This window comes from Streptomyces malaysiensis subsp. samsunensis (assembly GCF_024519315.1).
Classification (GTDB): domain Bacteria; phylum Actinomycetota; class Actinomycetes; order Streptomycetales; family Streptomycetaceae; genus Streptomyces; species Streptomyces malaysiensis.
In genome coordinates this window covers 62,225-85,448 of record NZ_JANIIC010000036.1, presented here as the reverse complement: position 1 = coordinate 85,448, position 23,224 = coordinate 62,225, and the positions used below count along the sequence as shown (strand labels likewise).

The following is a 23,224-nucleotide window of genomic DNA, read 5'->3' as shown; positions in this document are numbered from 1 at the left end:
TCTCGAGCACCGTCAGTGACGGCTGGGCAGCAGCCCCAGTTCCACCGCCCGCACCCCCGCCTGGAACCGTGAGTTGGCCCCCAGCTCCCGCATGACCTCCGCCACGTACCGGCGATAGGTGCGCAGGGAGACCTGCATCGTGCGCGCCGCCACCTCATCGGTGTGGCCGGTGCGCAGGCACTCCAGGATCCGCCGCACGGAGTCCGGGCACAACCGCCCGCCCAGCCGTGGGTAGTCGGCGATCCCCACGGCGTTCCCCCAGGTCCCGGCGAACATCATCTCCAGGGCCCGCACCGTGGCGGGGTCTTCGACGAGCGACGCCTGTCCCGGACCCCGCCCCGGCTCCGACGGCCCCCGTCTGAGGTAGACCACCTCGCCGTCGATGAGCAGCGCCTCGGGTAACGCCGGCAGTCCGCCGTCGCTGATCCGGATCTCGCACCGCGGATCGGTGCGCGCCAGCGCCCGTACCGCGCTCGATTCCAGCACCCGCTCCTCGCACAACAGCCGTACGACCACGGCGCGCCGGGCCCCCCTGGCGGGGCGGGCGAGCGCGGCGCAGACGGCCCGCGTCTGCTCCTCGTTCCCCGGCAGCACCACGCTGACGGTCCGCTCGGCGCAGTCGACCAGCGTGTCGACGACCTCGGCGAGCGGCACCTTCCCCAGAGCCGTCCCCGCCCAGGAGTCCTGGGCCAGCTCCCTGCGGTGCCGGGTGACCGTCGACTCGATCAGATCACGGGCGGCCAGCAGCGCGTGCTCGACATAGTCGATGGCGCCTGACGAGGGAGTCTCCGTGCTCTCCGTGCTCATGGGAGAAGGCTCGGACACCCTCACAAGACCAACCATGACTTCCCCTGCCGGGCGACAGTGACCTGGTTATGCGAATACCGGCCTGATTCTCGTCAATTCCTCTGCCCCGAAATGCGCGGGCAGCATTGTGCGAAATCCATGACGACACTAATTCGCACACAGCGACCACGTCAACGCGGGGCGTGAGGTAAAGAGTTGACAAAGCCGCGTGCGGTAGCGCGCGCCATGCGGTGGCGCCACCGATGCGCCGGAGGCGCATGTCCACAAGTTACCGGTGAGTGTGCCGCCCGGACGAGGCGGGGCTACGGACCGCAGCGATCCGGCCGGGTTCGACGACGCGGAGTGGGGACCAGTGTCCGGTTGCTGCCAGCTCGCACCGGGTGCCCACGCCCCCGTCCGGCGGTGGCCGCCGGCTTCAGCCGAAGTTGATCGGCCCGTGGAAGTCCCGTCCCTGGATGACCGGCCCGGTGATACGGGCGTCGCCCGAGACGCTGTTGTGCACGGCCCCCGCCGCCCCGGCCGGTTCGCCGTGCTCACGCATCCAGGCGGCCAGGTCACGGCCGAACTCCGAGTCCCGCCGGGCCCGTTCGACCAGCAGATCGGCCAACTGACGCAGCCGGTCGCCGTCGTCGTACGGAATCGCGACCGGCTCCGGCTCACCGGCCGGTTCGCCCTCGCCCCGCCGCAGTACCCTGCGGACCAGCGCGCCGAAGGACTCCAGGGCCCGCCGCCCGGCCTCGCCACCGGCGCCCGACGCCGCCGCGTTGACCGCCGTGACCAACGCTCCCGCCGTCACCGGGTCCATGGCCCACCCCCTGCCCTCGACCGGAGCCCCACGCTACCGGCGCCGCCGCTCACGGTTCCACCGCTTCCGCGTGCAGGGTGAACCAGACCGTCTTGCCCGTCGGGGTGAGATCCGTGCCCCACGCATGGGCGGTCTTGCTCAGCAGGAACATCCCCCGGCCGCTCTCGGAGAGGAAGTCCGGCTCCTTGACGACGGGCAGCGCGGACTCGGTGTCGCCGACCGCCGCCTGGATCCCGTGCGGAAGGTTCTCCAGGGTGAGGACGCATTCGGGAGAGGCCGCGTGCTTATGGACGTTGGACAGCAGCTCGGTGACGCACATCCCCGCCGCGCTGATCAGCTCCTCACGCCCCCACAGCCGCAGCCGCGCCGCCACGGCACGGCGTATGTCCGCGAGGATCCGCGGATGGGCACGGAGGCGCAGTTCGTATCGCTGCGAGATGTTCTCAGCCATATGATCCGGGGCTCCTCCAAAGCACGGCGCGCTGCCGCGTCCCCTAGCGATCCTGGCCTATGGGACGTCCCACTCGCAATGTTTCGACCCAGTCGCACAAGACTGGCATATGCCGGGCTGGTAGGCGTAGTTGGCGATACGACAGACTGGCGACATGTCCTACCAGCCAGTGCCCACCGTTCGGCGCAGGCGCCTGGGGTCCACGCTGCGACAGTTGCGCATCGAAGCGGGGATGACACTGGACGCGGCGGCCGATGCGCTCAACGCGACCGCGAACGGATCGACCGACGCCCGCCGCTGGACCGCGCCGAAGCTCTCCCGGATCGAGAACGCCAACGCCACGATCCGCACCACCGAGGTCGAAACCCTGCTGAGGGCCTATGCCGTCACCGACCCGGGCACCCGTATCGCCTTGGAGGGACTGGCCAAGGACGCGGGCAAACGCGGCTGGTGGCAGACCTATCGCGGTGTCGTCGCGCCCGCCTACGCCGACTACATCTCGCTGGAGAGCGACGCGGAGAGCGTCCGTGACTACGCCCCGCTGGTCGTCCCCGGTCTGCTCCAGACGGCCGACTACGCCCGCGAGACCATCGCGGCGAACACCGTGGCCCGTACCGCCGCCGAGGTCGACGCCCTCGCCGAGGTGCGCCTGGCCCGCCAGGCCGTCCTCACCCGCACCTGCCATCCGCTGCGGCTGTGGGCCGTCATCCACGAGGCGGCGCTGCGCCGCCGGTTCACCGGCCGGCCCGGCGTCATGGCCGCTCAGCTGCGACGACTGCTGGACGTGGCCGACTGGCCCACGGTCACGCTTCAGGTGATGCCGATCGACACGGCGCCCAACCCCGGGGACGCGGGCGCGTTCACACTCGTGGCCTTCCCGGGCCCGATGCCGGATGTGGTCACGCAGGAGAACCTGCTCGGCCCCTCGTACGTCGAAGGAGTCGACGACGTCACCGTCTTCGCCGACGCCTTCGGCCATATCGTGGACTGCGCACTGTCCACGGATGCGACGAAGGCCCTCATCGCTGGTCTGGTATGAGAAAGAGGGCCCCACATATGAACACCTCTGCAATGACCACGCATCGCCACCTCCACTGGCGCAAGTCGTCCTACTCCGTGGGCGAGGGCCAGTGCGTCGAGGTCGCCGCCGCCGGCAGCCGCGTCCGGCTGCGGGAGAGCGACGACCCCGGCACCGTTCTGACCACCGTGCCGGCGGTCCTGGCCGCCTTCGTCCGGAGCGCGAAGGCGGGCGCGCTGAACGTCTGACCGTGACCCCTGAGGTGTGGTGCCGCCCTTGGACGGCACCACACCGGCGACGTCAGAACTGGACGTCGGAGCAGGCGTAGAAGGCGTTCGAGGTGTCCGCGACGGTCCACACGGCGAGGATCAGGTGTCTGCCGGTCTTACCGCTCGGGATGGCCCCCGAGTGGGAGAGCGTGGACGGCGGGCGCTGGCCGTTGTACGGCACGGTCAGGAAGGGTTGGGGATCCAGGCTCGCACGGGTGAGCTTCTGGCTGGGGTTCCAGCCGTTCTTGGTGATGTAGTACTTGAAGTCCGTGGTCGCGTGGGAGGCCGTGAACCGCCAGTTGAAGGTGTAGCTCTGCCCGGCGGTCAGCCTGGTCGTGGGCCAGCCGCCACCCCGCGGGTCGTCGAGCTGCGAGAACCGGCTGTTGCCGCCCGCGCAGATCGAACCGTCCGCGGGACCGCCCGCCGGGAAGCCCTTCGGGCCCTCGACGCTCTGGGGTTCCCACTGGATGTCGCCGCAGCCCGTCACCGTGCCGTTGGCGCACAGCTTCTGGCGGCTGATGGGCGAGTCGGTGTAGCCGTGGCTGGAGGCGCTGCCGCCGGTCGCGAGGACGGAGATCGCCGCGAGACCGATGCCGATGACGGCGGCGCTGATCTTCTTGCGCATGCTTCGCTCCTGAAGACGTGGGGAGTGCTTCGACGAGCCGTGCACGGCGGTCTAGACCAAGTTGAGAGTATCCAGGGGTAATAGTCATGTCCATACCAATGGCGCGGGGTTGAGACGGCCTGAGCACCCTCCGGGGTCGGGTAAGATTTGCACGTCAGCGGGCGCCGCTAGCTCAGTTGGTTAGAGCAGCTGACTCTTAATCAGCGGGTCCGGGGTTCGAGTCCCTGGCGGCGCACCAGTGCTTATGTCGCTGACCTGGGCGTCCTTGGTTTCCGAGGGCGCCCATCGGCGTTTGACGATCAAGGGCCGCGGCCGCCGGTGGCCGCGGATCACCCCCGTAAGATGCGCTTATGTCTCTGTCGCACGCACTGCTGGGCCTCCTCGCCATCGAGCCCGCGAGCGGCTACGAACTGAGCAAGGAGTTCGAGCGCGACCTCGGTCGGTACGCCTGGCAGGCCGGCCACACCAGCGTCTACCCCGAGCTGATTCGAATGGCGGAGCAAGGGCTCGTCGAGGTGACGCACGAGGGCGCCCGCCGAAGCCGGACCTACGCGGTGACGGACAAGGGCCGCGAGGAGCTGAGGGAGTGGCTGCTCTCGCCATGGGGGCAGGGCGTGGTGCGCAACGAGCAGGTCCTGCGGCTGTTCCTGCTCGAAGCGCTGGAGCCGAACGAGACCGTCACCGCACTGCGCGACGTCGTCGAACACGCCGAGGGACGCATGTCCGAACTCCGCGCGCTCCGCGAGAAGCGGGACGTCGAGCCCCCGGAGGGCCTCGACGTCCTCGGACAGCTCGCCTCGGAGTACGGCCTGCGCCAGTACCAGGCCCTGCGCGACTGGGCGCTATGGGCGATCGAGCACGTCAACAAGCGCCAGGGGTCCACGGGAGACGACAGCGGGTCGCCGCGCCAACGGTGACCCGCTGTCGCGCGAGCTCATCACCATGAGCCCCGCGGGCCGTCATCTCCAGCCGCCGAACCGGCGCGCCCGGCGCCGCTGTCCGCGGCCGCGCATGAGATCCAGCCGAACGCCCTGATACCCACCGGCGTACGGCGCCGCCCGGCGGACGCCTCCCGGTCGCGCTGGGGCCTCGTCGTCCAGCGGCGGGGGCGCGAACCGCTGGGACACCTGCTCCGGGAACGCCCTGCCGTCCCGCTCCGGGGTGAACTCCATACCGGAGGACATCACACGCGGGACGAGGACGAGCGCCCGCCCGAGCCGATTCGGATGGCGGCCGTGCCGGCTCAGGTCGGCCATGCCGATCACTGTGAGGACCACGGGCAGCAGCATCAGCCGTCGGCCGGTGAGCCCCTCGCCACGCAATTGGCGGGCGATGAGGGCCGCCACGGCCGCCTCGGCGGCCAAGACCTCGAAGAGGCTCATACACTTCAACCTACATGTCAACTTCGACATGTCAAAGCTATTGGTGCTCGGTTGGACCAGCTCAAAGACGAGGCAGTGATCAGTTTGACATGTCAGGTACGTAATATGCAGAGTCCCACGGGTCACGGGCGGAACGACGCCCGAGCGACCGGACCCGATGAATCAGGAGCCCCTGGCAGTGAGACCTCTGCACGGAATCGACGTCGAGCGGATACGAGCGTTCGCCGATGCGGTCTTCGCCATCGCCATCACGCTCCTCGCCCTGGAGATCACGGTCCCCGAGGACCTCCCCGCAGCCGAACTCGGGCACGCCCTGGAGGAGGAGGCGCTTCCGTCCGTCGCCGGGTATCTGCTCAGCTTTGTCGTGGTCGGGGCGCTGTGGATCTCCCATCACCGGCTGTTCCGCATGGCCAAGGTGGTGGACGGTCCACTGCTCTACCTGGACCTGACGCTGATGGCCCTCGTCGCCGCGCTGCCGTTTCCGACGAAGATCATCACGGAGTACCACAGCAACGCGATCGCGACCTCGCTGCACGCCGGCACGATCACCCTGGCCGCTCTGCTGATCACGGCGATGGCGATCCGCCTCCTCGGCCACCCCGGCCTGTGCGACAGCGACGTTCCGCGCCCGCTGATCGCCCAGTCGCTCCAGCAGGCGGTGGGTGTCGCGATCGTCTTCGGAAGCTCGGTGCCGGTGGCGATGGTCTCGCCCGACACGGCGGAGTACTGCTGGCTGCTGGCCGTTCCCGTGCGGTTCCGCCTCGCATGGCACCACACCAGAAGGCATAAGCACGCGGCGTGGACCGCTTCTTGACGGACCTTCCCCGCCGCCGGGGCGCCAGCCCCTCTACTGCATCTTCGAGAAATACAACAGGATGACGCGGTGAGCGAAGCACCTTCATCCCCTTCATCCATGGCGGCCGATTCGGCTGGCGGGCACGACTCGATCCTGCTGCTCTTCATCTGCCTGATCGGCGTCATCGTCATCTTCACCCTGATCGGCATGCTCGGCTCGGGCATCGCCAAGCGCACCGGCCGCCGGAAGACGCGGGACGAATGGCTCGGGGGGACCGCCCTGCTGTCCGTCTGCGCGGCCGTCGCCCTGTACATATGGGGCGCGCTCCATGTGATGTTCATGGAGAACGACAACATGCGCGAGGAGTGCGCCAAGGCGGGCGGGGCGGTCAAGGCGGCCCAGGTCGACCGCTATGAGGCGCACTATCTTCCCCTCCGCTTCACCTGCCATCTCGACGAGGGCGGGAGTTATGACGCCGCGGTCCCCGGATACGTCAACCCGGCGATGACCATCGCCTTCGTCCTGGCCATCGGCACGGGCGCGGTATCCGTCGTGGCCCGCGGGCGGCGCGTGGTCACCTGAGCGAAGTTGCGCGGAGAACCGGGGAGAACCGGGGAGAACCGGGGAGAACCGGGGAGAACCGGGGAGAACCGGGGAGCCCCCGGCGCGCGGGGGCGCCGGGGGCTCCCTTACGCGATCAGTCGCAGGAGGGACAGGGCGTGCAGGAGCTGACCCTGACGTCGTCGATGACCGGCCCGTAGGCGCTGCTGTTCGTGCTGGCGAACGCCAACGTCGTGGAGGTGCCACGCGCCACGAAGGTCACCTCCCGGGTCACATAGCCCATGTTCGTCCACGTCTTGCCTGTGACGTCGAAGCTGAAGTCCTGGAAGGTCTGCCCGTCCACCAGCACCTTTCCGGTCCGCACGGCCGGGCCGCCACCCGGGTTGCCCGCCAGGGAGTACGTCACGGAGTACTTCTTGCCCGGCACCGTGGTGAAGGTCTGCGCCACGGTGCCGGCGCCCCCACCATTGAGGTCCACGGACTGGTTCCCCTCGGCCGCCTGCCAGAAGCCGTCCCCGATCAGGTCCACGTTTCCGCCCGCGACCTTCCACGGTCCGATGGACACACCGGTCCCCAGGTTCACGAACGTGTTGGCCCCCACCGTGGGCGTCTCGAAGCTGCCGTCGTCGAAGCGGCTGACGGCGGCGGCCGTCGCGGTGCCGGCCCCCATACCGGCCAGCACGCCGGCGACGGCGAGCGATGCGACAAAGATGCGAATAGGCGACATGTTCCCCTCCAGTGCGACACATTCGGCAATGCACCGAATTGATGGCGCAGCAGAATCTTCCGCACCGGAGGGACACACGCCAGGGCCCGGCCCCCGGCGCACCGTGGCGCGCCCGGGGTCGGCCGCCGCTGGTGCGCCGGTCGATCACACCGAGCCACGCTTCGGGGGGCGGGAGGGGTTTGGGCTGCTCCGTTCTGTCGGGTGCGGCGCCGTCTCGCGCCTTCGGCGCAATTGAGCAGCGGGGCAGGGGGTGGGGGGCGTGGGTTGCGTCGCCGGGCGCCGGGCCGCCGGGGTACACGCCGGTAGCGGCTAAGGCCACTCACGGCAAAGGCCGTTGCCGGACTGCCGGACCCTGGCACCTGCCGCACTCGCCCCTGGGGTACCCCCTTCTCGAAACCGTTTGACAAATTAGTTGCTTCAGATCAAGCGTTTTCCGAAGGGGTACCCGGAGAGGCCGCTATGGGGCCCGGCGGCCCGCACTCCGGATCGGCTCCGGCCCCTGGGCACGGAAGCCGCCACGGCACCGACCCCCACGGACCCGGCGGCCGGCGGCGAGGCCCCGGCCCCCCACCCCCGGCCCCATGCTCAAAGCCACCTCGCCTCGGTGATCCGCACCCACACGCTCTTGCCAGGACCCCGGCTCACCCAGGACCCCGGCCCACCAGGACCCCGGCGCTCCCCGATACCCCAGCAACCCACGAGCGCCTCAACGCAACCCGCGAGCACCTCGACCAGAAGCAGGCCCCCGTAGCCCGGGCGGCCTTCACCCCACACATCTGACCTGCTCGCACCCCCGCCGCTAAGCTGTTCGGATCGGAGGTGGCGGTGGCGGCGCACTCACATTCGCATTCCCATTCACGGGGGATGACGAACGACATCCAGGAACGCATCAAGCGGCTGATCGTCGACCAGCGGCTTCCCTCGGGCGCCCCGCTGCCCACCGAGACCGAGCTGATGGAGCTGCTCGGCGTGAGCCGCAACTCCGTACGGGAGGCGCTCAAGGCGCTTCAGGCGATGGGGATCGTGGAGATCCGGCACGGCTTCGGGACGTATGTCGGGCCCATGTCGATGGCGCCGATGATCGAGGGGCTGATCTTCCGTACCGTCGCCGGGCACTACCGGGGCGAGGACAGCCTGCTGGAGCTGCTGGAGCTGCGCGAGGCCGTGGAGACGGGGCTGATCGCGCGGCTGGCCGGGCGGATCCCGGAGGCGGATCTCGCCGAACTGGACGCGGTCGTCCGGCGGATGGAGGCGGAGGCCGCGGAGGGCTCGGTGCGGGCCGAGACGGACCGGGCGTTTCACGCCGCGCTCTACGGAAGCCTGGACAACACCCTGCTGAGCGAGGTGCTGGAGGCGTTCTGGGACGCCTTCCACCGGGTGCGCACCGACCTCGTGGACGTGCCCACCGACCCGAAGGTCACCTGCAAGCAGCACCGGGAGATCCTGGAGTCGGTGCGCTCGGGGGACGCCCTGCGGGCCGAAGGGGCGATCCGCGACCACTTCGGGAACATCCGCATCCGGCTGCGCTCTGCGCACCGCGACTGAGCGGATCGGCGGAAGTCGGCCGCCGCACGAAAGGCGCCCTGAGGGGGCACGGGGCCGTGTCAATGTGCGGCTCCATGGACCGATTTCAAGCCGGGACTCAACACCCACCCCTTGCCCATGTTTGTTCGATAAACAGACCGTTCACACTTGCGATCACCAACAGGGCTGCGAGCCCTGTAGTGGATGCCCTTCACCTCAACTTCCCCTGACCAGAGGGCTATTGAGGCGCGTCTCGGCAGGATAGGAACGGAACGAGTTCGTTTACTACGCAAAGATCCGGAAGGTAGCCATTCTATGTCCGTAAGGTCGGCTCCCTCCACTATCGTTCCCCTGCGGCCGAAGGGGGGCCAGGCGGCCGACAGAACTTGACGGCACGCAGTCGCGGGGGGGGTGACTCATGACGTCGACGCCGACTGGCGCCCGACATCCGCCGTACGGCGGGTACGACTCGTCCACGACCACGCGCCTGCGCATCCCACGGCAGCACCAGACCGCGCCGGACCGCCACCGGCCCCGGCGGCGGCCGCTGCCGAAGTACGACTACGAGCACTACAGCAGGCTCGCCGGGCCGCTGACCCAGCCCGCACCCGGCGCGCCGTACCGGGTGCGCTACCGCGGTCTGCTCGCCCAGGAGCCGCACCGGATCCGCGCGGCGCTGCTGCTCGGCGCCGCGCCGCTGGTCTCGCTGGGGCTGCTGATCTGGCTGATGCAGCCCGCGCACTGGACCAGCCGGGAGGGCACCGGCCCGGTCCTCGCGGTCATGGACGTGGTGATGCTGGTCTCGATAGGGCTGATCGAGTTATTCCGGACGATGAACGTCGCGTCCAACGCACTGCCGGCGGCTGAACGTCTACCACTTCACCCGTAAGGGCGTCGAGAAGTGGAACCAGCCCAAGGGCCCGCACCGCGCCAGGACCAAACACGGCAACTACAACGCCTGGCTGGACGCGCACGGCGATGAGTGCGACTTCTTCGCCTCCGTCGACACCGACCATGTGCCGCTGCCCAACTATCTGGAGCGGCTGCTCGGCTACTTCCGCGATCCGGACATCGCCTTCGTCGTCGGCCCACAGGTCTACGGCAACTACGACGCGGCCGTCACCAAGGCCGCCGAGAGCCAGCAGTTCCTCTTCCACGCGCTGATCCAGCGGGCGGGGAACGCGTACCCCGGGCCCCGATGTTCGTGGGCACCAACAACGCGGTGCGGATCAGCGCCATCAAGGCGATCGGCGGGCTGTACGACTCGATCACCGAGGACATGGCCACCGGATTCGAACTGCACCGGCACCGCAATCCGGTCACCGGCCGCGCCTGGGGGTCGGTCTACACCCCCGATGTGCTGGCGGTCGGAGAGGGGCCGAACGCCTGGACGGACTTCTTCACCCAGCAGCTGCGCTGGTCACGCGGGACCTACGAGACGATCGTCAAACAACTCTGGAAGGCGCCGTTCTCGCTGCCGCCCGGCAGGCTCTTCAACTACTCCCTGCTGATGATCTTCTATCCGATGTCGGCGCTCAACTGGATCCTTGCCGCGCTGAGCTGCGCGCTGTTCCTGGGCTTCGGCGCCTCCGGTGTCGAGATCGACCCCGCCATCTGGATGATGCTCTACGGCAATGTCTCCGCACTCCAGATCGGCCTCTACGTCTGGAACCGGCGACACAACGTTTCTCCCCATGAGCCGGAGGGCTCCGGCGGAGTAGCCGGAATGGTCATGTCTGCGCTGGCCGCGCCCATTTACGCCCGCTCGCTGCTCGATACCGTGCTGCGCCGCAAGAGCCGCTTCGTGGTGACGCCGAAGGGCGACTCCGCGAGCCCCGACACCCTCTTCGGCACCTTCCAGATCCATCTTTTCTTCCTGGTGATCTTCGGCGGGTCGCTCGCCTCTTCCTTCTACTTCGGCCACAGTCATCCAGCGATGACCGTTTGGGCATCACTTGCCCTGGCTGTCGCAGCCGCCCCGATCATCGCCTGGCGGTGGACCGTCCGCCGGGAGAAACGGAACACGCAGCCCGCCCTTGGGGGACGATAAGAAGTGAAGTACCGACCGACTCGCCGCACCCGCCGCTTCGGGATCGGTGCGGCTGCTGTGATCGTGCTGGCCGGGATGAACGGCCCGGCCCTCTACCATTTCAGCTCGGACAAGTACCACGCCTACAAAATCAACCAACCGGAGTACAAGGCGGAGAACGGCCACTGGGATGTGGTCAATGTCCCCGACCAATACCGGATCAATACGATCCACGCGGCCCTGCTGCACACCGGAAAGGTGCTGCTGGTGGCCGGCTCCGGGAACAACGCCAAGAACTTCGCCGCCAAATCATTCCGCAGCGTTCTATGGGATCCGGAGAAGAACACCTTCACGAACATTCCGACCCCCAAGGACCTCTTCTGCTCCGGGCACAGCCAGCTCCCGGATGGAAAGCTGCTGGTCGCGGGCGGCACCCAGCGCTATGAGAAGCTCAAGGGCGATGTCGAGAAGGCGGGCGGACTGATGTTCGTCCACAACGAGAGCCCCGACAAGCCGAAAACCCTCCCCGCCGGGACCCGCTTCACGGGAAAGGAGAACGGCAAGACCTTCGAGTCGAAGGATCCGCTGCTCGTTCCGCGCGCCAAGAAGACCAAGAATCCCAAGACCGGGAAGGTCACCGTCACCGCGAGCACGGCGCGGGTCTATGTGGAGGCGCTGCGCAAGGGCAAGAAGTACCAGACCGGCACCGAGGACAATTACCGGATCCCCGGGCTGAAGGGCAAGGACCGGCAGAACTTCTACGGGATCGCGCAGAAGCTGTCGTTCGACAAGAAGGACTTCCAGGGCATCAAGCAGGCGTATGAATTCGCCCCGGAGGCCGAGCGGTACATCCCGGTCGATCCGATGAACGAGGCCCGCTGGTACCCGACCCTGACCCCCCTCAAGGACGGCAAGGTGCTCGCGGTCTCCGGACTGGACGAGATCGGCCAGGTGGTGCCGGGGAAGAACGAGATCTACGACCCCAAGACCAAGAAGTGGAAGTACCTGCCCAAGCAGCGCTTCTTCCCGACCTACCCCGCACTGTTCCTGACCGACAAGGGCCGGATCTTCTACACCGGCTCGAACGCCGGATACGGACCGGCCGACAAGGGCCGCACCCCCGGCATCTGGGATCCGAAGAGCAACCGGTTCGACGTGGTCCCGGGCATCAGCGCCCCGGACGCCCTGGAGACGTCGATGTCCGTACTGCTGCCGCCCGCACAGGACCAGCGGTTCATGGTGCTGGGCGGGGGCGGGGTCGGCGAGGACCCCACGTCCACGGCGAAGACCCGGATCGTCGATCTGCACGCCGATAAGCCACGGTTCAAAAACGGTCCCGATCTATATGCGAAGGCACGCTATCCGAGCAGTGTGATCCTCCCGGATGACACCGTTCTGACCACGAACGGCTCGGGCGACTACCGGGGCCGCGGCGCCAGCAATGTGCTCAAGGCCGAGCTCTACACCCCGAGGACCAACACCTCGCGCGGCGTGGCCGACCCGCTGGTGGGCCGCAACTACCACTCGGGGGCGCTGCTCCTGCCGGACGGCCGGGTGATGACCTTCGGCTCGGACTCGCTCTTCGCCGACAAGGCCAACACCACACCGGGTGAGTTCCAGCAGCAGATCGACCTCTACACCCCGCCGTATCTCTTCCGCGACTCCCGTCCGAAGCTGGCCGGCGGCGCGCCCAAGACCGTCAAGCTCGGCGCCAAGACCACCTACCGGACCGCGCACGCATCGGCCATCACCAAAATGCGGCTGATCCGGCCCGGCTCCTTCACCCATGTGACCAATGTCGAGCAGCGGTCGATCGCACTCGACTTCACACGGACCAAGGACGGGGTGACGGTGACCCTCCCGAAGGACGCGTCGCTGGTGCCGCCGGGGTGGTACATGCTCAACGCGGTGGACGACCAGGGCACTCCGTCGAAGGCGGTGTGGGTGAAGGTGCCCGCGGCCGCGAAGAAGTGAGCATCCGTCGACGGCAGCTGCTCGCGCAGTCGGCGGGTGGCCTCGATACCGTCGGTCCCGGGCATGTGCAGATCCATGAGCACGACGTCGGCCTCGTGCTCGACGGCGAGGGCGACGGCCTCGGCACCGTCCTGGGCAGCGGCGGCGACCCGGATCCCGTCGAGCGCGCCGAGAATGGTGACCAGGCCGTCGCGGATCACCCGCTGGTCGTCGGCGACGATCACGGTGATCGGCGCGTCGCTCATCGAAGCCTCCGTCGGTAGGGGATACGGGCGGTGACCGTCCAGCCGCCGTCCTCTGACGGCCCGGTGGAGCACTGGCCGTCGGCCTGGAGGACGCGTTCGCGCATGCCCGCGAGGCCGAAGCCGCCGCCGCTTGTGTGCAGTGGGCCGGGTGACCCGGGGTCCGGTGCGGCGTTGTGCACCGTCAAGGCCGCCTCCTCGGGGCCGTGGACGAGACGGACGGTCACGGGAGCCCCGGGGGCGTGTTTGGCGGCGTTGGTCAGCGCTTCCTGGGCCACGCGGTAGAGGGCGAGGGTGGCCTGCGCCTCGAGCCCCCGCACCTCCCCCGTGATCTTCAGGTCGGCCCGGTGCAGTGTGCAGAGCCGTTCGAGCTGGGCGGGCAGCGGCGTGTTGTCCTCGCGCAGAGCGCGCACCGCCTGGCGCGCTTCCTCCAGACCCGAGCCGACGAGCTCGGTGCCGCGTCCGATCTGTGTGAGGAGCGGATCGGGTACGTCGGCCTTGCGCGCGAGGGTGTCGATCACGGTCAGCTGGATCGAGAGGGCGCCGAGGGTGTGGGCGAGCACATCGTGCAGGTCCCGGGCGAGCCGGTTGCGCTCGGCGGCGAGCTCGGCCTCCTGCCCGGCGAGCGCGGCGCGCCGCGTCTGGTAGGCGACCTCGGCGCTGTGCGCGGCACGCTGGGTGATCTCGCGGCGGCTCGCCCCGGCCACCAGGCCGATCAGACCGGCGGTGCAGACCGCAAACAGCTGTCCGGGGAACTGGTGCTGGGCGAGCGCGGTGAGGGCGAAACCGGCCGGGCCGATCGCGGCGAGGGCGAGCGCGGTGGTTATGCCGAAGGCCACACCGGCGCTGCCGGCCGCGACACCGGTGAAGATCAGGCCCTTGGCGTCGGCCACCCCGACCACCGCGCCACCGGCCGCCGTCACGGCGATGGCGGCGAGTGCGGTCCGGCCGGTGGCGACGGTGGCCAGAGCCAGCCATCCCGCGCCGGCCGCCGCCAGCGCGATCAGCGCGGCGGCGCCCGGGTGCGCGGGCAGCGAGTCGACCGTGATCCACAGCGAGATGGCAAGGCCGATGAGCGACACCGCGGAGCGGGCGCGCGGGTCGGGGAGGAGAGCGCTCACCCCGATCCCGGGTTGCTCCGGGGCCGGTCCGAATCGGCTGATGAGAGTCATTGGAGCGGGATTATCGCAGGCCCGTGTTCCGGCCCAAGCGGCCGGCGAGCTTCTTGACGGCCGTGGCGATCACGCCGATGAGCGAGATGATGATCATGGTGTTGTCTCCGATCCGCGTGGGTTGGCGGTGGTGTGTGTCAGGCGTGGGCGGGAGCGATGCCGGCCTGGACCAGATGAGTGCGGGCGCGGGCCCACAGGCCGAGGCTGCGCGCCAGGTCCATGGCGATCGCCAGCAGGATGAACGCATTGGCCAAGGCGTCGGCGGACAACTGCTGGTCGACCAGGAAGCGGCCGAGGGCGGCGGGAAAGATGTGCTCGGAGCCGTAGGCGAAGCCGAGCCGGGCGAGGGTGACCGCGATCCAGACCGCCGCGTACCCGGCACCGGCGTGGCTGACCACGGCCGGTTTCGCGGGGGTGGTGGCGGTGCGGAAGTGGCGGCGGCGCCAGGCCGGGTCGTGGCCGACCGACATCAGCAGCGGGCACACCGAGAACGCCCCGAGCAGTGCCCCGGTCAGCGCGCCCGCGCCCTGGAGGATCAGGTCGTTGCCGCCGGTCGGCACGGTGGTGAAGAAGAACGGGACGATGGCGGCCACGGCGATGACCGGGCGTGCGACGCGGAACCACCCGATCTTGCGGCGGCCCAGGTCGGATTCGAGAACCACGGTCAGGATGACCAGCTGAAGGATCACAATGTTCGCTGTCACGGCCCTTACTCTCGCCGCGCGGCGCCCATGTGCCATCGGCTCCCGGGCCGGTGCCCGGGTGGAGATCCCGGCCAGCGGGTGGAGACCCGCCTCAACCCCCCAGAGCTGGGCGGGGCCCTACGCCAGGACTCTGGCTCTTGCTGTCCTTACGCTCCTTGCGGTCTTTACGATCGGCACGGCCGACGTTACGGGCGAGATCGAGCGCGTACCGGGGCCACCACCGGCCCGCGGTGGGACCGCCCTTGCAGGTGCCGTCCGACTCGCCCGGCCGCTTGATCCACAGATAGGCGTCGACCGCCTTGTCCCCGGTGGCGACGGTCGGCGTCTCACCCAGCGCCCGGCCCTTCGGATTGCACCACGCCTGCGGGTCGTTCTTCCCCGGGGCCGGACCATTGCCGTTACGGCTGGTGTCGATCACGAAGGGCTTGCCGCCGATCAGCGCGGACAGCCTCTTGCCGTACGCCCGGTTCTCCTGGGTGGTCTGGTAATTGGAGGTGTTCAGCGCGAAGCCGTCAGCTTTACGGATACCGGCCCGCTTCAGCGGCTCGACCATCCGCCGCGGGTCCTTGATCCAGCGGGGGTTTCCGGCGTCCAGATAGACCTTGGTGTGCGGCAGCCCCTTGAGCTTGTCCACAGCGCCGGTCAGTAAGTCGTACCGCTCCTCGAGGAACCGCTTGGGCGTACAGCCGTCCACCACATGCGGCAGCGCGTCCGGCTCCAGGATGACCGTCGTCCGACGGTCGCCGATCCCCCGGATCACCCTGTCCAGCCAGGTGCGATAGGCGTTGCCGTCGGCCGCGCCGCCCTTGGAGTACTGCCCGCAGTCGCGGTGCGGAATGTTGTAGAAGACCAGCAGCGAATCCCGGTTCATATGGTCCGCCGCCGCGGTGAACCCCCGCGCCTGCCCCTCCGGGTCGTCCACCCCGAGCCACTCCGCGACCGGCTGCTCCGCGATCTTCTGTATCAGCCTGGCCTCGCTGTCCGCCCCCTTCTTCCGATACGCCGCCACCTGCCGCGCCGCGCTGCCGTCCGGATTCACCCAGTAGGGAATCGTCGACTTGGGCCGCTGCTTCGGCTCCCCGGCGACGGAGGCATGGTCGCTGTCCCCCTTGGAGGTCCCGAAGCAACCGGAGAGCACCACGCAGGAGAGCAGCACCCCGGCAGCGGAGAACGCGCGGATGCGATTGCGATTGCGATTGCGATCGCGGGCGCGGGCGTGAGTACGGTCGCGACCACGGGCAACGTCACGCGAACGGCCGGTATAACTGCCGTACATCCACTCCCCCTTGGGTGCACGCTCCGGGAACAGGCGGTAATCCCCCGGCAGGACAAGACCGGTCGAATCAATCCTTACACACCGCCCCCAATCACCGTGCGCTCATCCACAACCCACCCAATTTTTCGCCCGTACGACACGGCGAGGCCCGCCCGGCAGTGGGGACCCCGCCCCGGGGCCGGGTCTGGGGCGGAGCCCCGAGCGGGGGTCGGTTGCGGAGCCCCGGGCTGGGTTCGGGGCACCGCGCCGGGTGGGGTCTGGGGGCGCAGCCGCGGGTGGGGTCTGAGGCACCGCCCCAGACGGGGGTGCAGGGGCGCAGCCCCAGGCGGGGGCGCAGCCTCAGTCCGGGTTCGGGGCGGAACCCCGAGCGGGGTCCGGCGGCGCAGCCCCAGGGGCTGGGGCACAGCCCCGAACCGGGTTCGAGACAGAACCCCGCCCAGGGTCTGAGGCCGAACCCCCGGTGAGTGCGCAGGGGGGCGAGGCCCCTGGCGGGGCCCGGGGCGCAGCCCCAGGTGAGGGCGCAGGATCGGGCCCCGGCAGGGTCTGGGGGCACAGCCGCAGGCAGGGTTCGGGGCGGAAGCCCGGGCGGAGTCTGGGGGCACAGCCCCGAGCCGGGTTCGGGGCGGAGCCTCAGGCGGGGGTCGAGGGGCGGAGCCCCTGACGGGGGTCGAGGGGCGGAGCCCCTGGTTTTGGGGAGGGGCGGGGTGGGGGCTTGGCCTGGCGTGGGCGTCCGCCCTCGTCGGCTATCGCGCGTTGCGGCTGCCGGCCGAGACGCTGTGGGGGGAGCCCGTGGTGCCGGTCAGGTATGCCGAGACGACGACGTTCGCCGAATACGTCCGGGTCGAGCGGTTGAACTTCCCGCCGCACGTGATCAGCCGCAGCTCCGCGCGGTCATGGGACCGCGACCCGTACACCCGCCGCGCGTCGAAGTGCTTCTCGGGCACCACCTCGACGTCCTCGACCGTGAACTCCGCCGTCGTACCGTCCCACCGCGCGACCCGTACCCGCTCCCCCCGCTTGAGGTCGCGCAGATCGTGGAAGACCGCCGGTTTGCTCTTGGTGTCCAGGTGGCCGACGAGCAGCGCGGCGCCCGGGGAGCCGGGCTCGGGGCCGGCGCGGTACCAGCCGACCGTGCCGGGGCTGCTGAACGGCGGGGGTTTCACCGCGCCGTCGCGGTCCAGGCCGCTGGCGACGATGGGCGCGCGGACCCCAGCCGCCTCGATGACGACCCGCTTGGGCCGGGCGGACGTCAGCGGCGCGTGCGCCGGGGGCAGCGGATGCGCGGGCGGCCGACCGACCGCGGCCACGTCCCCGGTCGTCGGCGCCGGACCGCCCGTGCCCTCCGTGGTGTCACGGCCCCACATCCACAGGCCGAGCAGCAGCGCCGCCCAGGCCACTCCCATGGCCAGCCGTCCGAGGCCGGAGAAGCGATTGCCGTCCACGTTTCCGTCCATCCCGGTGTCCATATCCATGGCGTCCATGGCGATCAGCCCGCAGCACGGGAGGGGTGTCGGCGGCGGTGGACCGCCAGGCCGCCGACGGCCACGGCCGTACCGCCCGAGAGCACCAGGCCGTACGCCGCCGCGCCGCCGATGTCATCGCGTGCCCGCTCCTCCTCGCGCGCGGTGCCGCCGCCGCCCGCGCGGACGGGGGCGACGGGCGAGGGCGGGCGTTCCACGGCGATGGAGACCCCGTCCATGCCGCCCTTACGGTCCTCATCCGTTTCGCCCTCGCGCGTTCCGCCCCGGCGCGCGAGGCTGTCCGCGCAGTCCAGGGTGACCCGGTGCGCCCCCTTGGCCGCCGTCGAGCGGATCGTCGCCTCGCTGAAGAGCGCGTCCCCCTCGGGCGTCAGCTCCGCGTCGTCCACGAACACCGGTGAGGATGCCGTGGCCGCCCTGTCGTCGGGGCAGCCGAAGGCCCAGACCTCGACCTCCGCGCCGGGCGCGAGGGCGTGCGGACTGATCCGGATCGTGGTGGTGACGGAGTGACGCTGGTCGGCTAGGGCCGGAGCGGCGGCCGTCACCGCCGCGACGGCGGCACACGCTCCGACACAGAGGGTGAGTGCGACAATGCGCATGGTGAGAACCTCCCGATACCAAGAGGCTCACGCGCCCGGCAGGGGCCCGCATCCGCTGCGGGCGCCTACTGCGCCATACGGGGCAGAGGGGTCACCGACGGCTCATCGACGACTCATTGGCGACTCATTGGCGACTCTTTGGCGGATCACCGGCAGGCCGGTCACCGGCGGGTCAGGCGATGCGCTCCACGAGGTTCGCGATGGATTCGACGACCGTGGACGGGCGGTACGGATACCGGTCCACCTCTCCCGCCTTGGTCACCCCGGTGAGCACCAGGAAGGTCTCCATACCGGCCTCGAGCCCAGCCCGCACATCCGTGTCCATCCGGTCGCCGATCATCGCGCTGGACTCGGAGTGGGCGCCGATCGCGTTCAGCCCGGACCGCATCATCAGCGGATTGGGCTTGCCGACGAAATAGGGCCGCTGGCCGGTGGCCTTGGTGATCAGCGCGGCCACGGAGCCGGTGGCGGGCAGCGCACCCTCCGCGGAGGGGCCGATCTCATCGGGGTTGGTGGCGATGAACCGCGCACCGTCGTTGATCAGCCGGATGGCCTTGGTGAGCGCCTCGAAGCTGTACGTACGGGTCTCGCCGAGCACCACATAGTCCGGCTCGACATCCGTAAGGACGTAGCCGATGTCGTGCAGCGCGGTGGTCAGCCCCGCCTCGCCGATGACATACGCGGTGCCGCCGGGCCGCTGCTCGTCCAGGAACTGGGCGCTGGCCAGCGCCGACGTCCAGATGTTGGCCACCGGGACGTCGAGCCCGATACGGGACAGCCGGGCATGGAGGTCGCGCGGGGTGTAGATGGAGTTGTTGGTGAGCACCAGGAAGGGCGTGTCGGATTCGCGCAGCCGCTTGATGAAGGCGTCGGCACCGGGCACCGGTATGCCCTCGTGCATCAGCACACCGTCCATGTCGGTGAGCCATGACTCGATCGGCTTGCGCTCTGCCACTGGTTGCTCTCCGCTCGAAATCGGCCTCTGCGACAACCTTCAGCGTAACCGCGGAAAGCGCCGGTGAGACCGCCCTGTGTCCGGGCGCACGATCCGTTCGCCGTCCGTTCGCGCTCCGTCCCAGCGCGACAGATCCGCACAGCTGTCCGATCCTGGGGGAGGGGCGGATTCCGCCCCTCCCTGGAACGAGCCGGACCGTAAGGAGGCCGCGATGGGCATGATGGACAAGCTCAAGGGCGCGATCAGCAAGAACCCGGACAAGGCTCGGCGGGGCGCTCGCAAGGGGGCCGAAACCGCGGACAAGAAGACGGGCGGCCAGCACTCGGAGCAGATCCAGTCCGGCTCGGACAAGGTCGACGACGAGCTGCGCCGCCGGGGCGAGGGGCCCCGGGGCCAGTAGCTCGAACAGTTCGAACAGTTCGGACAGCTCGGAAAACTCGGATACGGATACCCCGGACTCGAGGGCGTCGGGGCTTCAGGCCCCCGAGCGCCGGGACTTCACCACGAGGACGGTGCCGCAGGTCACGAGCGCGGCGCTGATGACGCCGAGCCCCGCGAACAGGGCGGTGTGACGGCCCGTCGCGGCGAGTTCGGGCATCCGCTCGCGCTCGTGCTCGCGGCCACCGCCCTCCTCGTGACGGCCGTCGCTCCCGGTACCGGTGCCGGGATCGGTGGCTTGAGGGTCGCGCCCGGCGTCGGTTCCGGTACCGGGATCGGTTTCGGTGCCCAGGTCGGATTCGGCACTGGGGTCGGTCCCGGTGCCGAGGTCCGTGTCGGTGCCGAGGTCGGTTCCGGTGCCCAGGTCGGATTCGGTGCCGAGGTCGGTTTCGGTGCCGAGGTCCGTGTCGGCGCTGGGGTCCTCGGTGTCCGTGCCTAGCCCGGTGTCCGTGCCGAGGTCGGCGTCCGTGCCTGCGTCGGTACCGAGGTCGGTGCCCGTGTCCAGGCCCTCGTCGGTACCGGTGTCGGTACCCGTCCCGGTTTCGGTACCGGCATCGACGTCAGCGCCCACGTCCGAGTCCAGGCCGGTGTCGGTACCCGTGTCGCTGCCGGTGTCCGTGTCCGCGCCGAGGTCGGCGTCCGTGTCCGTGTCGGCATCCGCGCCCAACTCGGTATCACTGCCGCTGTCGGTGCCGGTATCGGCATCAGCTCCGGTCCCCGTGTCCGTTTCGGCACTGGGATCGGTGTCGGCGTCGGCCTCCGCGTCGACGTCGGCGTCGGCGTCCGCCTCCGTGTCGGCATCAACGTCGCTGTCGGCGCGGGGCGGTACCGCAGGCGGACGGCTCTCCTTATGGCTTGCGCCGGGGCTTCTGGTGCCGTCGCTCGGCGAGGCGGAGGCGGAGGGCCGGGGCTTGTCGGGCGTACGCGTCGGAGTGGCCGTGGGGCTCTTGGAGCGGGTGGTCGGCGGCGGAGCGGGCTTTGTCTCCGCATCCCCTTCGGCAGCGGCTCCGGTATCACCGGCATCCGCCGTCTCCGTGCCCCTGCTCGTGCCCGTATCCGTATCCGTATCCGTCCCCGCAACGCGGCCGGTGCGGGTAGCCGCCCTCGTACGCGTTCCGGGATCCGCGCTCGTACCGACCCCGGTACTCGTACCGGCTCCCGTGGCCGTCGCCGCGCCGCCGACGCGGAACTGGTAGTCGTTCGACTGCCCCACCCAGTCGCCGTCGTCCGCGCGCCGCTGTACGGCGATGGCGTTGGCCGTCACCGGTCCCTCGGGCGCGTCCGCGGTGAACCGCGTCCGTACCTGGACGTCGACGGTCTTGTGCGCGGGCACGGTGAAACCCTTGAAGTGGTCGTCGAAGACCCCGATGTTCTCGTCCTCGTCCGTCGTCTCGAAGGAGACGGTCCGCCAGGTGGCGCCGCCCTCCGCGTACGGGTCGAGGAACTCGAATCCGATATGGCGGGGCCGCAGTTCATGGGCCTGGTCGACCAGGACCGCGATGGGGTGGATGGCGCGGCAGCCGGTGTCCGTGGCGTTGCGCAGTTCGAGGTGCCAGCCGCGCCAGCCGCCGCCCCGGGCATACTGGTCCGGTCCGTCGCGCAGATGGGCTTCGATCGGGAAGTCGGTGGCGTTCCGGTCCCCGCAGGTGGCGGGCTGGGGCCCGGCGGCGTACGCCGGAACCCCGTAGAGGGCCGGGGCGAACGCGAGCGCGGCCGCCGGAAGGACTGCTCGTAGGGACAGTGCGGTGGGCAAGCGCATGAGTGAACCTCTGCTGTGCTGCGGTTTTCCCCGAGCACTCCGCTACATTCCGCGTCCGCACGCCGACACACCGCACAAGGCCCGGATTGCCCCCGACTGGCCCTCACGATCCCCCTCGATCAGCCCAGTGCGAACAGCGGTGCGAGCACCAGCCGGGCGGCGCCCTCCACGACGGCCCGCCCGCCCCGCTCCACGACGTCCACGGGCACCGTGGGACGGCTGGCGCGGGCGGAGTCCTCGGCGATCAGCGCGGCCACCCCGCGTACGTAGGGCTCGGGATCGGCCAGCACCACCCGGCCGCCCAGGAGCACCCGGTCGATGTCGAGGAGCCGTACGAGGTTGGCGGCGCCGATGCCGAGCAGCCGCGCGGCGTCCTTACGGTCACCACGCGCGACGGCGGCGAGGCACAGCGCCTCCAGGCAGCCGTGGTTGCCGCAGCCACAGGGCGGCCCATCGAGCTGGATCACCTGATGCCCGAACTCCCCCGCGTCGGTCCGCGCCCCCCGGTAGACGTCCCCGCCGAGCACCAGACCGGCACCCAGGCCGGTGCCCAGATGGAGGTACGCGGCCGACTCGGTGGTCCCGGCGGTCGCCAGGCCGAGCGCCGCGGCGTTGGTGTCCTTGTCGAGGACGACGGGCAGGGCGAGCCGCTCGGCGAGCGCGTCGCGCAGCGGGAAGCCGTCCCACTGGGGGAAGCCGGTGACGCGGTGCAGCACACCGGAGCCGTGATCGAGCGGTCCGGGCGCGGCGACGCCGACGCCGAGCAGCCCGCCGCCGCCCGCGGGCCCGACGGTTCCGGTGGTTCCGGCGGTACCTGTGGTTCCGGTGGCTCCGGTGGCTCCGGTGGCTCCGGTGGCTCCGGCGCTGTCCGGGTCTCCGGCACCGCCGCCCGCCCTGCTGCCGGTCCCGCCCGCGCCCGCGGCCGCGCCGCCCGCCGCAACCCCGGTCCCGGCCGTGTCCGCGCCACCGGTCCCGCCACCCGCCGCACCGCCGGTCCCGCCGCCGACCGACCCGGCGCTGCCCGCGTCCACCGCGCCACCGTTCCCGCCGCCCGCCAGGCCACCGGTCACACCGTCCGCCGCACCGCCGGCTTCGCCGGCCCCGCCGCCCGCCGCGCCCCCACTCTCCGTACCACCCGCCCCGGCATCCGCGAGGAGCGCCCTGACCTCGGCGGTGGCGGCCGCCATCGCCTCGTCCGCCGCCGCGCCGAAGTCGAAGGGTGCCGTACGGGCGGCGACCGGTGTGCCCGCGAGGTCGACCAGGACCGCCGTCAGCTCATCGCGGTCGAGGTGCAGCCCGATCGCATGGCGGGCGCCCGGGACCAGGCGGAGCGCGGTGGGCGGTTTACCACCGGTCGAGGCGCGCTGACCTGCCTCCGCCGCCAGCCCCTCCGCTCTCAGCCGCGCTGTGATCTTGCTGACGGCCTGGGGGGTGAGGCCGGTGCGCCCGGCCAGCTCCAGACGGCTGACTCCGTCCTCGCCCGCGTCACGCAGCAGACGCAGGACGAGTGCGGCGTTATGGCTGCGCAGGGCGGACAGATTGGCTCCGGGCCCGGCCGCCCCCGACATCGTGCTGTTCACCCATCCATTGTGGCCCCCGCTTGACACTTTCGCAACAGCGTTGCCAAAGTGGC

General features: G+C 70.2%; 22 protein-coding genes, 1 tRNA gene and 2 pseudogenes. 10 read left to right on the top strand and 15 right to left on the bottom strand.

From position 1 onward, the window contains the following. Positions 1-12: 12 nt before the first annotated feature. The 3 genes from NQU54_RS28100 to NQU54_RS28090 all read right to left on the bottom strand — a co-directional run bounded on the left by NQU54_RS28100 (position 13) and on the right by NQU54_RS28090 (position 2,063). Complete coding sequence (locus tag NQU54_RS28100) at positions 13-807, bottom strand: helix-turn-helix domain-containing protein (protein ID WP_257633521.1); 795 nt, start codon at positions 805-807, stop codon at positions 13-15. Between the two features lie 415 nt (positions 808-1,222). Beyond that, positions 1,223-1,612 carry a hypothetical protein gene (locus NQU54_RS28095; protein WP_257633520.1) on the bottom strand — a complete coding sequence of 130 codons (390 nt, stop codon included), beginning with the start codon at positions 1,610-1,612 and terminating at the stop codon, positions 1,223-1,225. A gap of 49 nt (positions 1,613-1,661) precedes the next feature. After that, positions 1,662-2,063, bottom strand: a complete 402-nt coding sequence (locus NQU54_RS28090) for an ATP-binding protein (protein ID WP_257633519.1) — start codon at positions 2,061-2,063, stop codon at positions 1,662-1,664. A 154-nt stretch (positions 2,064-2,217) separates the two neighbouring features. Between NQU54_RS28090 and NQU54_RS28085 the strand changes: the two genes are divergently transcribed. After that, positions 2,218-3,102, top strand: coding sequence for a DUF5753 domain-containing protein (locus NQU54_RS28085; RefSeq protein WP_257633518.1), 885 nt, complete (start codon positions 2,218-2,220; stop codon positions 3,100-3,102). Between the two features lie 17 nt (positions 3,103-3,119). Beyond that, positions 3,120-3,329: a DUF397 domain-containing protein gene (locus tag NQU54_RS28080; protein ID WP_257633517.1), complete on the top strand. Its 210-nt coding sequence runs from the start codon at positions 3,120-3,122 to the stop codon at positions 3,327-3,329. A gap of 52 nt (positions 3,330-3,381) precedes the next feature. Here NQU54_RS28080 and NQU54_RS28075 read toward each other — a convergent pair whose 3' ends face one another. Then, entirely contained in the window at positions 3,382-3,975 is a 594-nt protein-coding gene (locus NQU54_RS28075; protein WP_257633516.1) for a lytic polysaccharide monooxygenase auxiliary activity family 9 protein, read from the bottom strand. A 161-nt stretch (positions 3,976-4,136) separates the two neighbouring features. Between NQU54_RS28075 and NQU54_RS28070 the strand changes: the two genes are divergently transcribed. Both NQU54_RS28070 and NQU54_RS28065 read left to right on the top strand, forming a co-directional pair. Further along, a tRNA-Lys gene (locus tag NQU54_RS28070) sits at positions 4,137-4,213 on the top strand. 112 nt (positions 4,214-4,325) lie between these two features. Further along, complete coding sequence (locus NQU54_RS28065; protein WP_257633515.1) at positions 4,326-4,892, top strand: PadR family transcriptional regulator; 567 nt, start codon at positions 4,326-4,328, stop codon at positions 4,890-4,892. Between the two features lie 42 nt (positions 4,893-4,934). On the opposite strand, the gene NQU54_RS28060 is transcribed toward NQU54_RS28065, so the two are convergent. Next, a complete protein-coding gene (locus NQU54_RS28060) occupies positions 4,935-5,357 on the bottom strand; it encodes a hypothetical protein (RefSeq protein WP_257633514.1) in 423 nt (140 codons plus the stop codon). A 178-nt stretch (positions 5,358-5,535) separates the two neighbouring features. Here NQU54_RS28060 and NQU54_RS28055 point away from each other — a divergent pair, with 178 nt between their 5' ends. Both NQU54_RS28055 and NQU54_RS28050 read left to right on the top strand, forming a co-directional pair. Then, a complete protein-coding gene (locus NQU54_RS28055) occupies positions 5,536-6,171 on the top strand; it encodes a TMEM175 family protein (RefSeq protein ID WP_257633513.1) in 636 nt (211 codons plus the stop codon). 99 nt (positions 6,172-6,270) lie between these two features. Next, entirely contained in the window at positions 6,271-6,735 is a 465-nt protein-coding gene (locus NQU54_RS28050; protein WP_257633512.1) for a hypothetical protein, read from the top strand. Between the two features lie 115 nt (positions 6,736-6,850). On the opposite strand, the gene NQU54_RS28045 is transcribed toward NQU54_RS28050, so the two are convergent. After that, positions 6,851-7,441, bottom strand: coding sequence for a choice-of-anchor C family protein (locus NQU54_RS28045; protein WP_257633511.1), 591 nt, complete (start codon positions 7,439-7,441; stop codon positions 6,851-6,853). Between the two features lie 864 nt (positions 7,442-8,305). Here NQU54_RS28045 and NQU54_RS28040 point away from each other — a divergent pair. From NQU54_RS28040 to glxA, 3 genes and pseudogenes are all read left to right on the top strand, one after another. Then, complete coding sequence (locus NQU54_RS28040) at positions 8,306-8,986, top strand: FadR/GntR family transcriptional regulator (RefSeq protein ID WP_257633510.1); 681 nt, start codon at positions 8,306-8,308, stop codon at positions 8,984-8,986. A 397-nt stretch (positions 8,987-9,383) separates the two neighbouring features. Then, a pseudogene (locus NQU54_RS28035) lies at positions 9,384-11,015 on the top strand (glycosyltransferase family 2 protein). 3 nt (positions 11,016-11,018) lie between these two features. Beyond that, the gene (gene glxA / locus NQU54_RS28030; RefSeq protein WP_257633509.1) at positions 11,019-12,968 is read left to right on the top strand and encodes a radical copper oxidase GlxA; all 1,950 of its coding nucleotides are present in this window, start codon (positions 11,019-11,021) and stop codon (positions 12,966-12,968) included. 41 nt (positions 12,969-13,009) lie between these two features. Here glxA and NQU54_RS28025 read toward each other — a convergent pair. The 7 genes and pseudogenes from NQU54_RS28025 to NQU54_RS27995 all read right to left on the bottom strand — a co-directional run. Further along, positions 13,010-13,213: pseudogene (locus NQU54_RS28025) on the bottom strand (response regulator transcription factor); the annotation flags it as partial. Then, positions 13,210-14,382: a sensor histidine kinase gene (locus NQU54_RS28020; RefSeq protein ID WP_257633508.1), complete on the bottom strand. Its 1,173-nt coding sequence runs from the start codon at positions 14,380-14,382 to the stop codon at positions 13,210-13,212. The gene NQU54_RS28020 and the pseudogene NQU54_RS28025, both read right to left, overlap by 4 nt. Positions 14,383-14,519: 137 nt before the next feature. Further along, a complete protein-coding gene (locus tag NQU54_RS28015; RefSeq protein WP_142881428.1) occupies positions 14,520-15,086 on the bottom strand; it encodes a hypothetical protein in 567 nt (188 codons plus the stop codon). Between the two features lie 91 nt (positions 15,087-15,177). Beyond that, complete coding sequence (locus NQU54_RS28010) at positions 15,178-16,362, bottom strand: glycoside hydrolase family 6 protein (protein ID WP_257633507.1); 1,185 nt, start codon at positions 16,360-16,362, stop codon at positions 15,178-15,180. A 743-nt stretch (positions 16,363-17,105) separates the two neighbouring features. Next, positions 17,106-17,843: a class F sortase gene (locus NQU54_RS28005; RefSeq protein ID WP_502362205.1), complete on the bottom strand. Its 738-nt coding sequence runs from the start codon at positions 17,841-17,843 to the stop codon at positions 17,106-17,108. Positions 17,844-17,848: 5 nt separating this feature from the next. After that, entirely contained in the window at positions 17,849-18,439 is a 591-nt protein-coding gene (locus tag NQU54_RS28000; protein WP_257633506.1) for a hypothetical protein, read from the bottom strand. A 172-nt stretch (positions 18,440-18,611) separates the two neighbouring features. Continuing rightward, positions 18,612-19,394 carry an HAD-IIA family hydrolase gene (locus NQU54_RS27995; RefSeq protein WP_069863778.1) on the bottom strand — a complete coding sequence of 261 codons (783 nt, stop codon included), beginning with the start codon at positions 19,392-19,394 and terminating at the stop codon, positions 18,612-18,614. A 211-nt stretch (positions 19,395-19,605) separates the two neighbouring features. On the opposite strand from NQU54_RS27995, the gene NQU54_RS27990 reads away from it, so the two are divergent. Then, entirely contained in the window at positions 19,606-19,794 is a 189-nt protein-coding gene (locus NQU54_RS27990; RefSeq protein ID WP_257633505.1) for an antitoxin, read from the top strand. A 75-nt stretch (positions 19,795-19,869) separates the two neighbouring features. On the opposite strand, the gene NQU54_RS27985 is transcribed toward NQU54_RS27990, so the two are convergent. Then, positions 19,870-21,585, bottom strand: a complete 1,716-nt coding sequence (locus NQU54_RS27985) for a hypothetical protein (RefSeq protein ID WP_257633504.1) — start codon at positions 21,583-21,585, stop codon at positions 19,870-19,872. 125 nt (positions 21,586-21,710) lie between these two features. Then, on the bottom strand, positions 21,711-23,171 hold the full coding sequence (locus NQU54_RS27980; RefSeq protein WP_441005755.1) for an ROK family transcriptional regulator: 1,461 nt from the start codon (positions 23,169-23,171) through the stop codon (positions 21,711-21,713). Between the last annotated feature and the right edge of the window lie 53 nt (positions 23,172-23,224).

What these genes read in the sequence shown, in the direction of transcription:
- NQU54_RS28040 (WP_257633510.1), top strand. Translation starts at nt 8,306, where the DNA reads ATGACGAACGACATCCAGGAACGCATCAAGCGGCTGATCGTCGACCAG.
- NQU54_RS28050 (WP_257633512.1), top strand. Translation starts at nt 6,271, where the DNA reads ATGGCGGCCGATTCGGCTGGCGGGCACGACTCGATCCTGCTGCTCTTC.
- NQU54_RS28095 (WP_257633520.1), bottom strand. Translation starts at nt 1,612, where the DNA reads ATGGACCCGGTGACGGCGGGAGCGTTGGTCACGGCGGTCAACGCGGCG.
- NQU54_RS28045 (WP_257633511.1), bottom strand. Translation starts at nt 7,441, where the DNA reads ATGTCGCCTATTCGCATCTTTGTCGCATCGCTCGCCGTCGCCGGCGTG.
- NQU54_RS28005 (WP_502362205.1), bottom strand. Translation starts at nt 17,843, where the DNA reads ATGGACGCCATGGATATGGACACCGGGATGGACGGAAACGTGGACGGC.
- NQU54_RS27990 (WP_257633505.1), top strand. Translation starts at nt 19,606, where the DNA reads ATGGGCATGATGGACAAGCTCAAGGGCGCGATCAGCAAGAACCCGGAC.
- NQU54_RS28085 (WP_257633518.1), top strand. Translation starts at nt 2,218, where the DNA reads ATGTCCTACCAGCCAGTGCCCACCGTTCGGCGCAGGCGCCTGGGGTCC.
- NQU54_RS28065 (WP_257633515.1), top strand. Translation starts at nt 4,326, where the DNA reads ATGTCTCTGTCGCACGCACTGCTGGGCCTCCTCGCCATCGAGCCCGCG.
- NQU54_RS28090 (WP_257633519.1), bottom strand. Translation starts at nt 2,063, where the DNA reads ATGGCTGAGAACATCTCGCAGCGATACGAACTGCGCCTCCGTGCCCAT.
- NQU54_RS28000 (WP_257633506.1), bottom strand. Translation starts at nt 18,439, where the DNA reads ATGCGCATTGTCGCACTCACCCTCTGTGTCGGAGCGTGTGCCGCCGTC.
- NQU54_RS28100 (WP_257633521.1), bottom strand. Translation starts at nt 807, where the DNA reads ATGAGCACGGAGAGCACGGAGACTCCCTCGTCAGGCGCCATCGACTAT.
- NQU54_RS28020 (WP_257633508.1), bottom strand. Translation starts at nt 14,382, where the DNA reads ATGACTCTCATCAGCCGATTCGGACCGGCCCCGGAGCAACCCGGGATC.
- NQU54_RS28075 (WP_257633516.1), bottom strand. Translation starts at nt 3,975, where the DNA reads ATGCGCAAGAAGATCAGCGCCGCCGTCATCGGCATCGGTCTCGCGGCG.
- NQU54_RS28010 (WP_257633507.1), bottom strand. Translation starts at nt 16,362, where the DNA reads ATGTACGGCAGTTATACCGGCCGTTCGCGTGACGTTGCCCGTGGTCGC.
- NQU54_RS28080 (WP_257633517.1), top strand. Translation starts at nt 3,120, where the DNA reads ATGAACACCTCTGCAATGACCACGCATCGCCACCTCCACTGGCGCAAG.
- NQU54_RS28060 (WP_257633514.1), bottom strand. Translation starts at nt 5,357, where the DNA reads ATGAGCCTCTTCGAGGTCTTGGCCGCCGAGGCGGCCGTGGCGGCCCTC.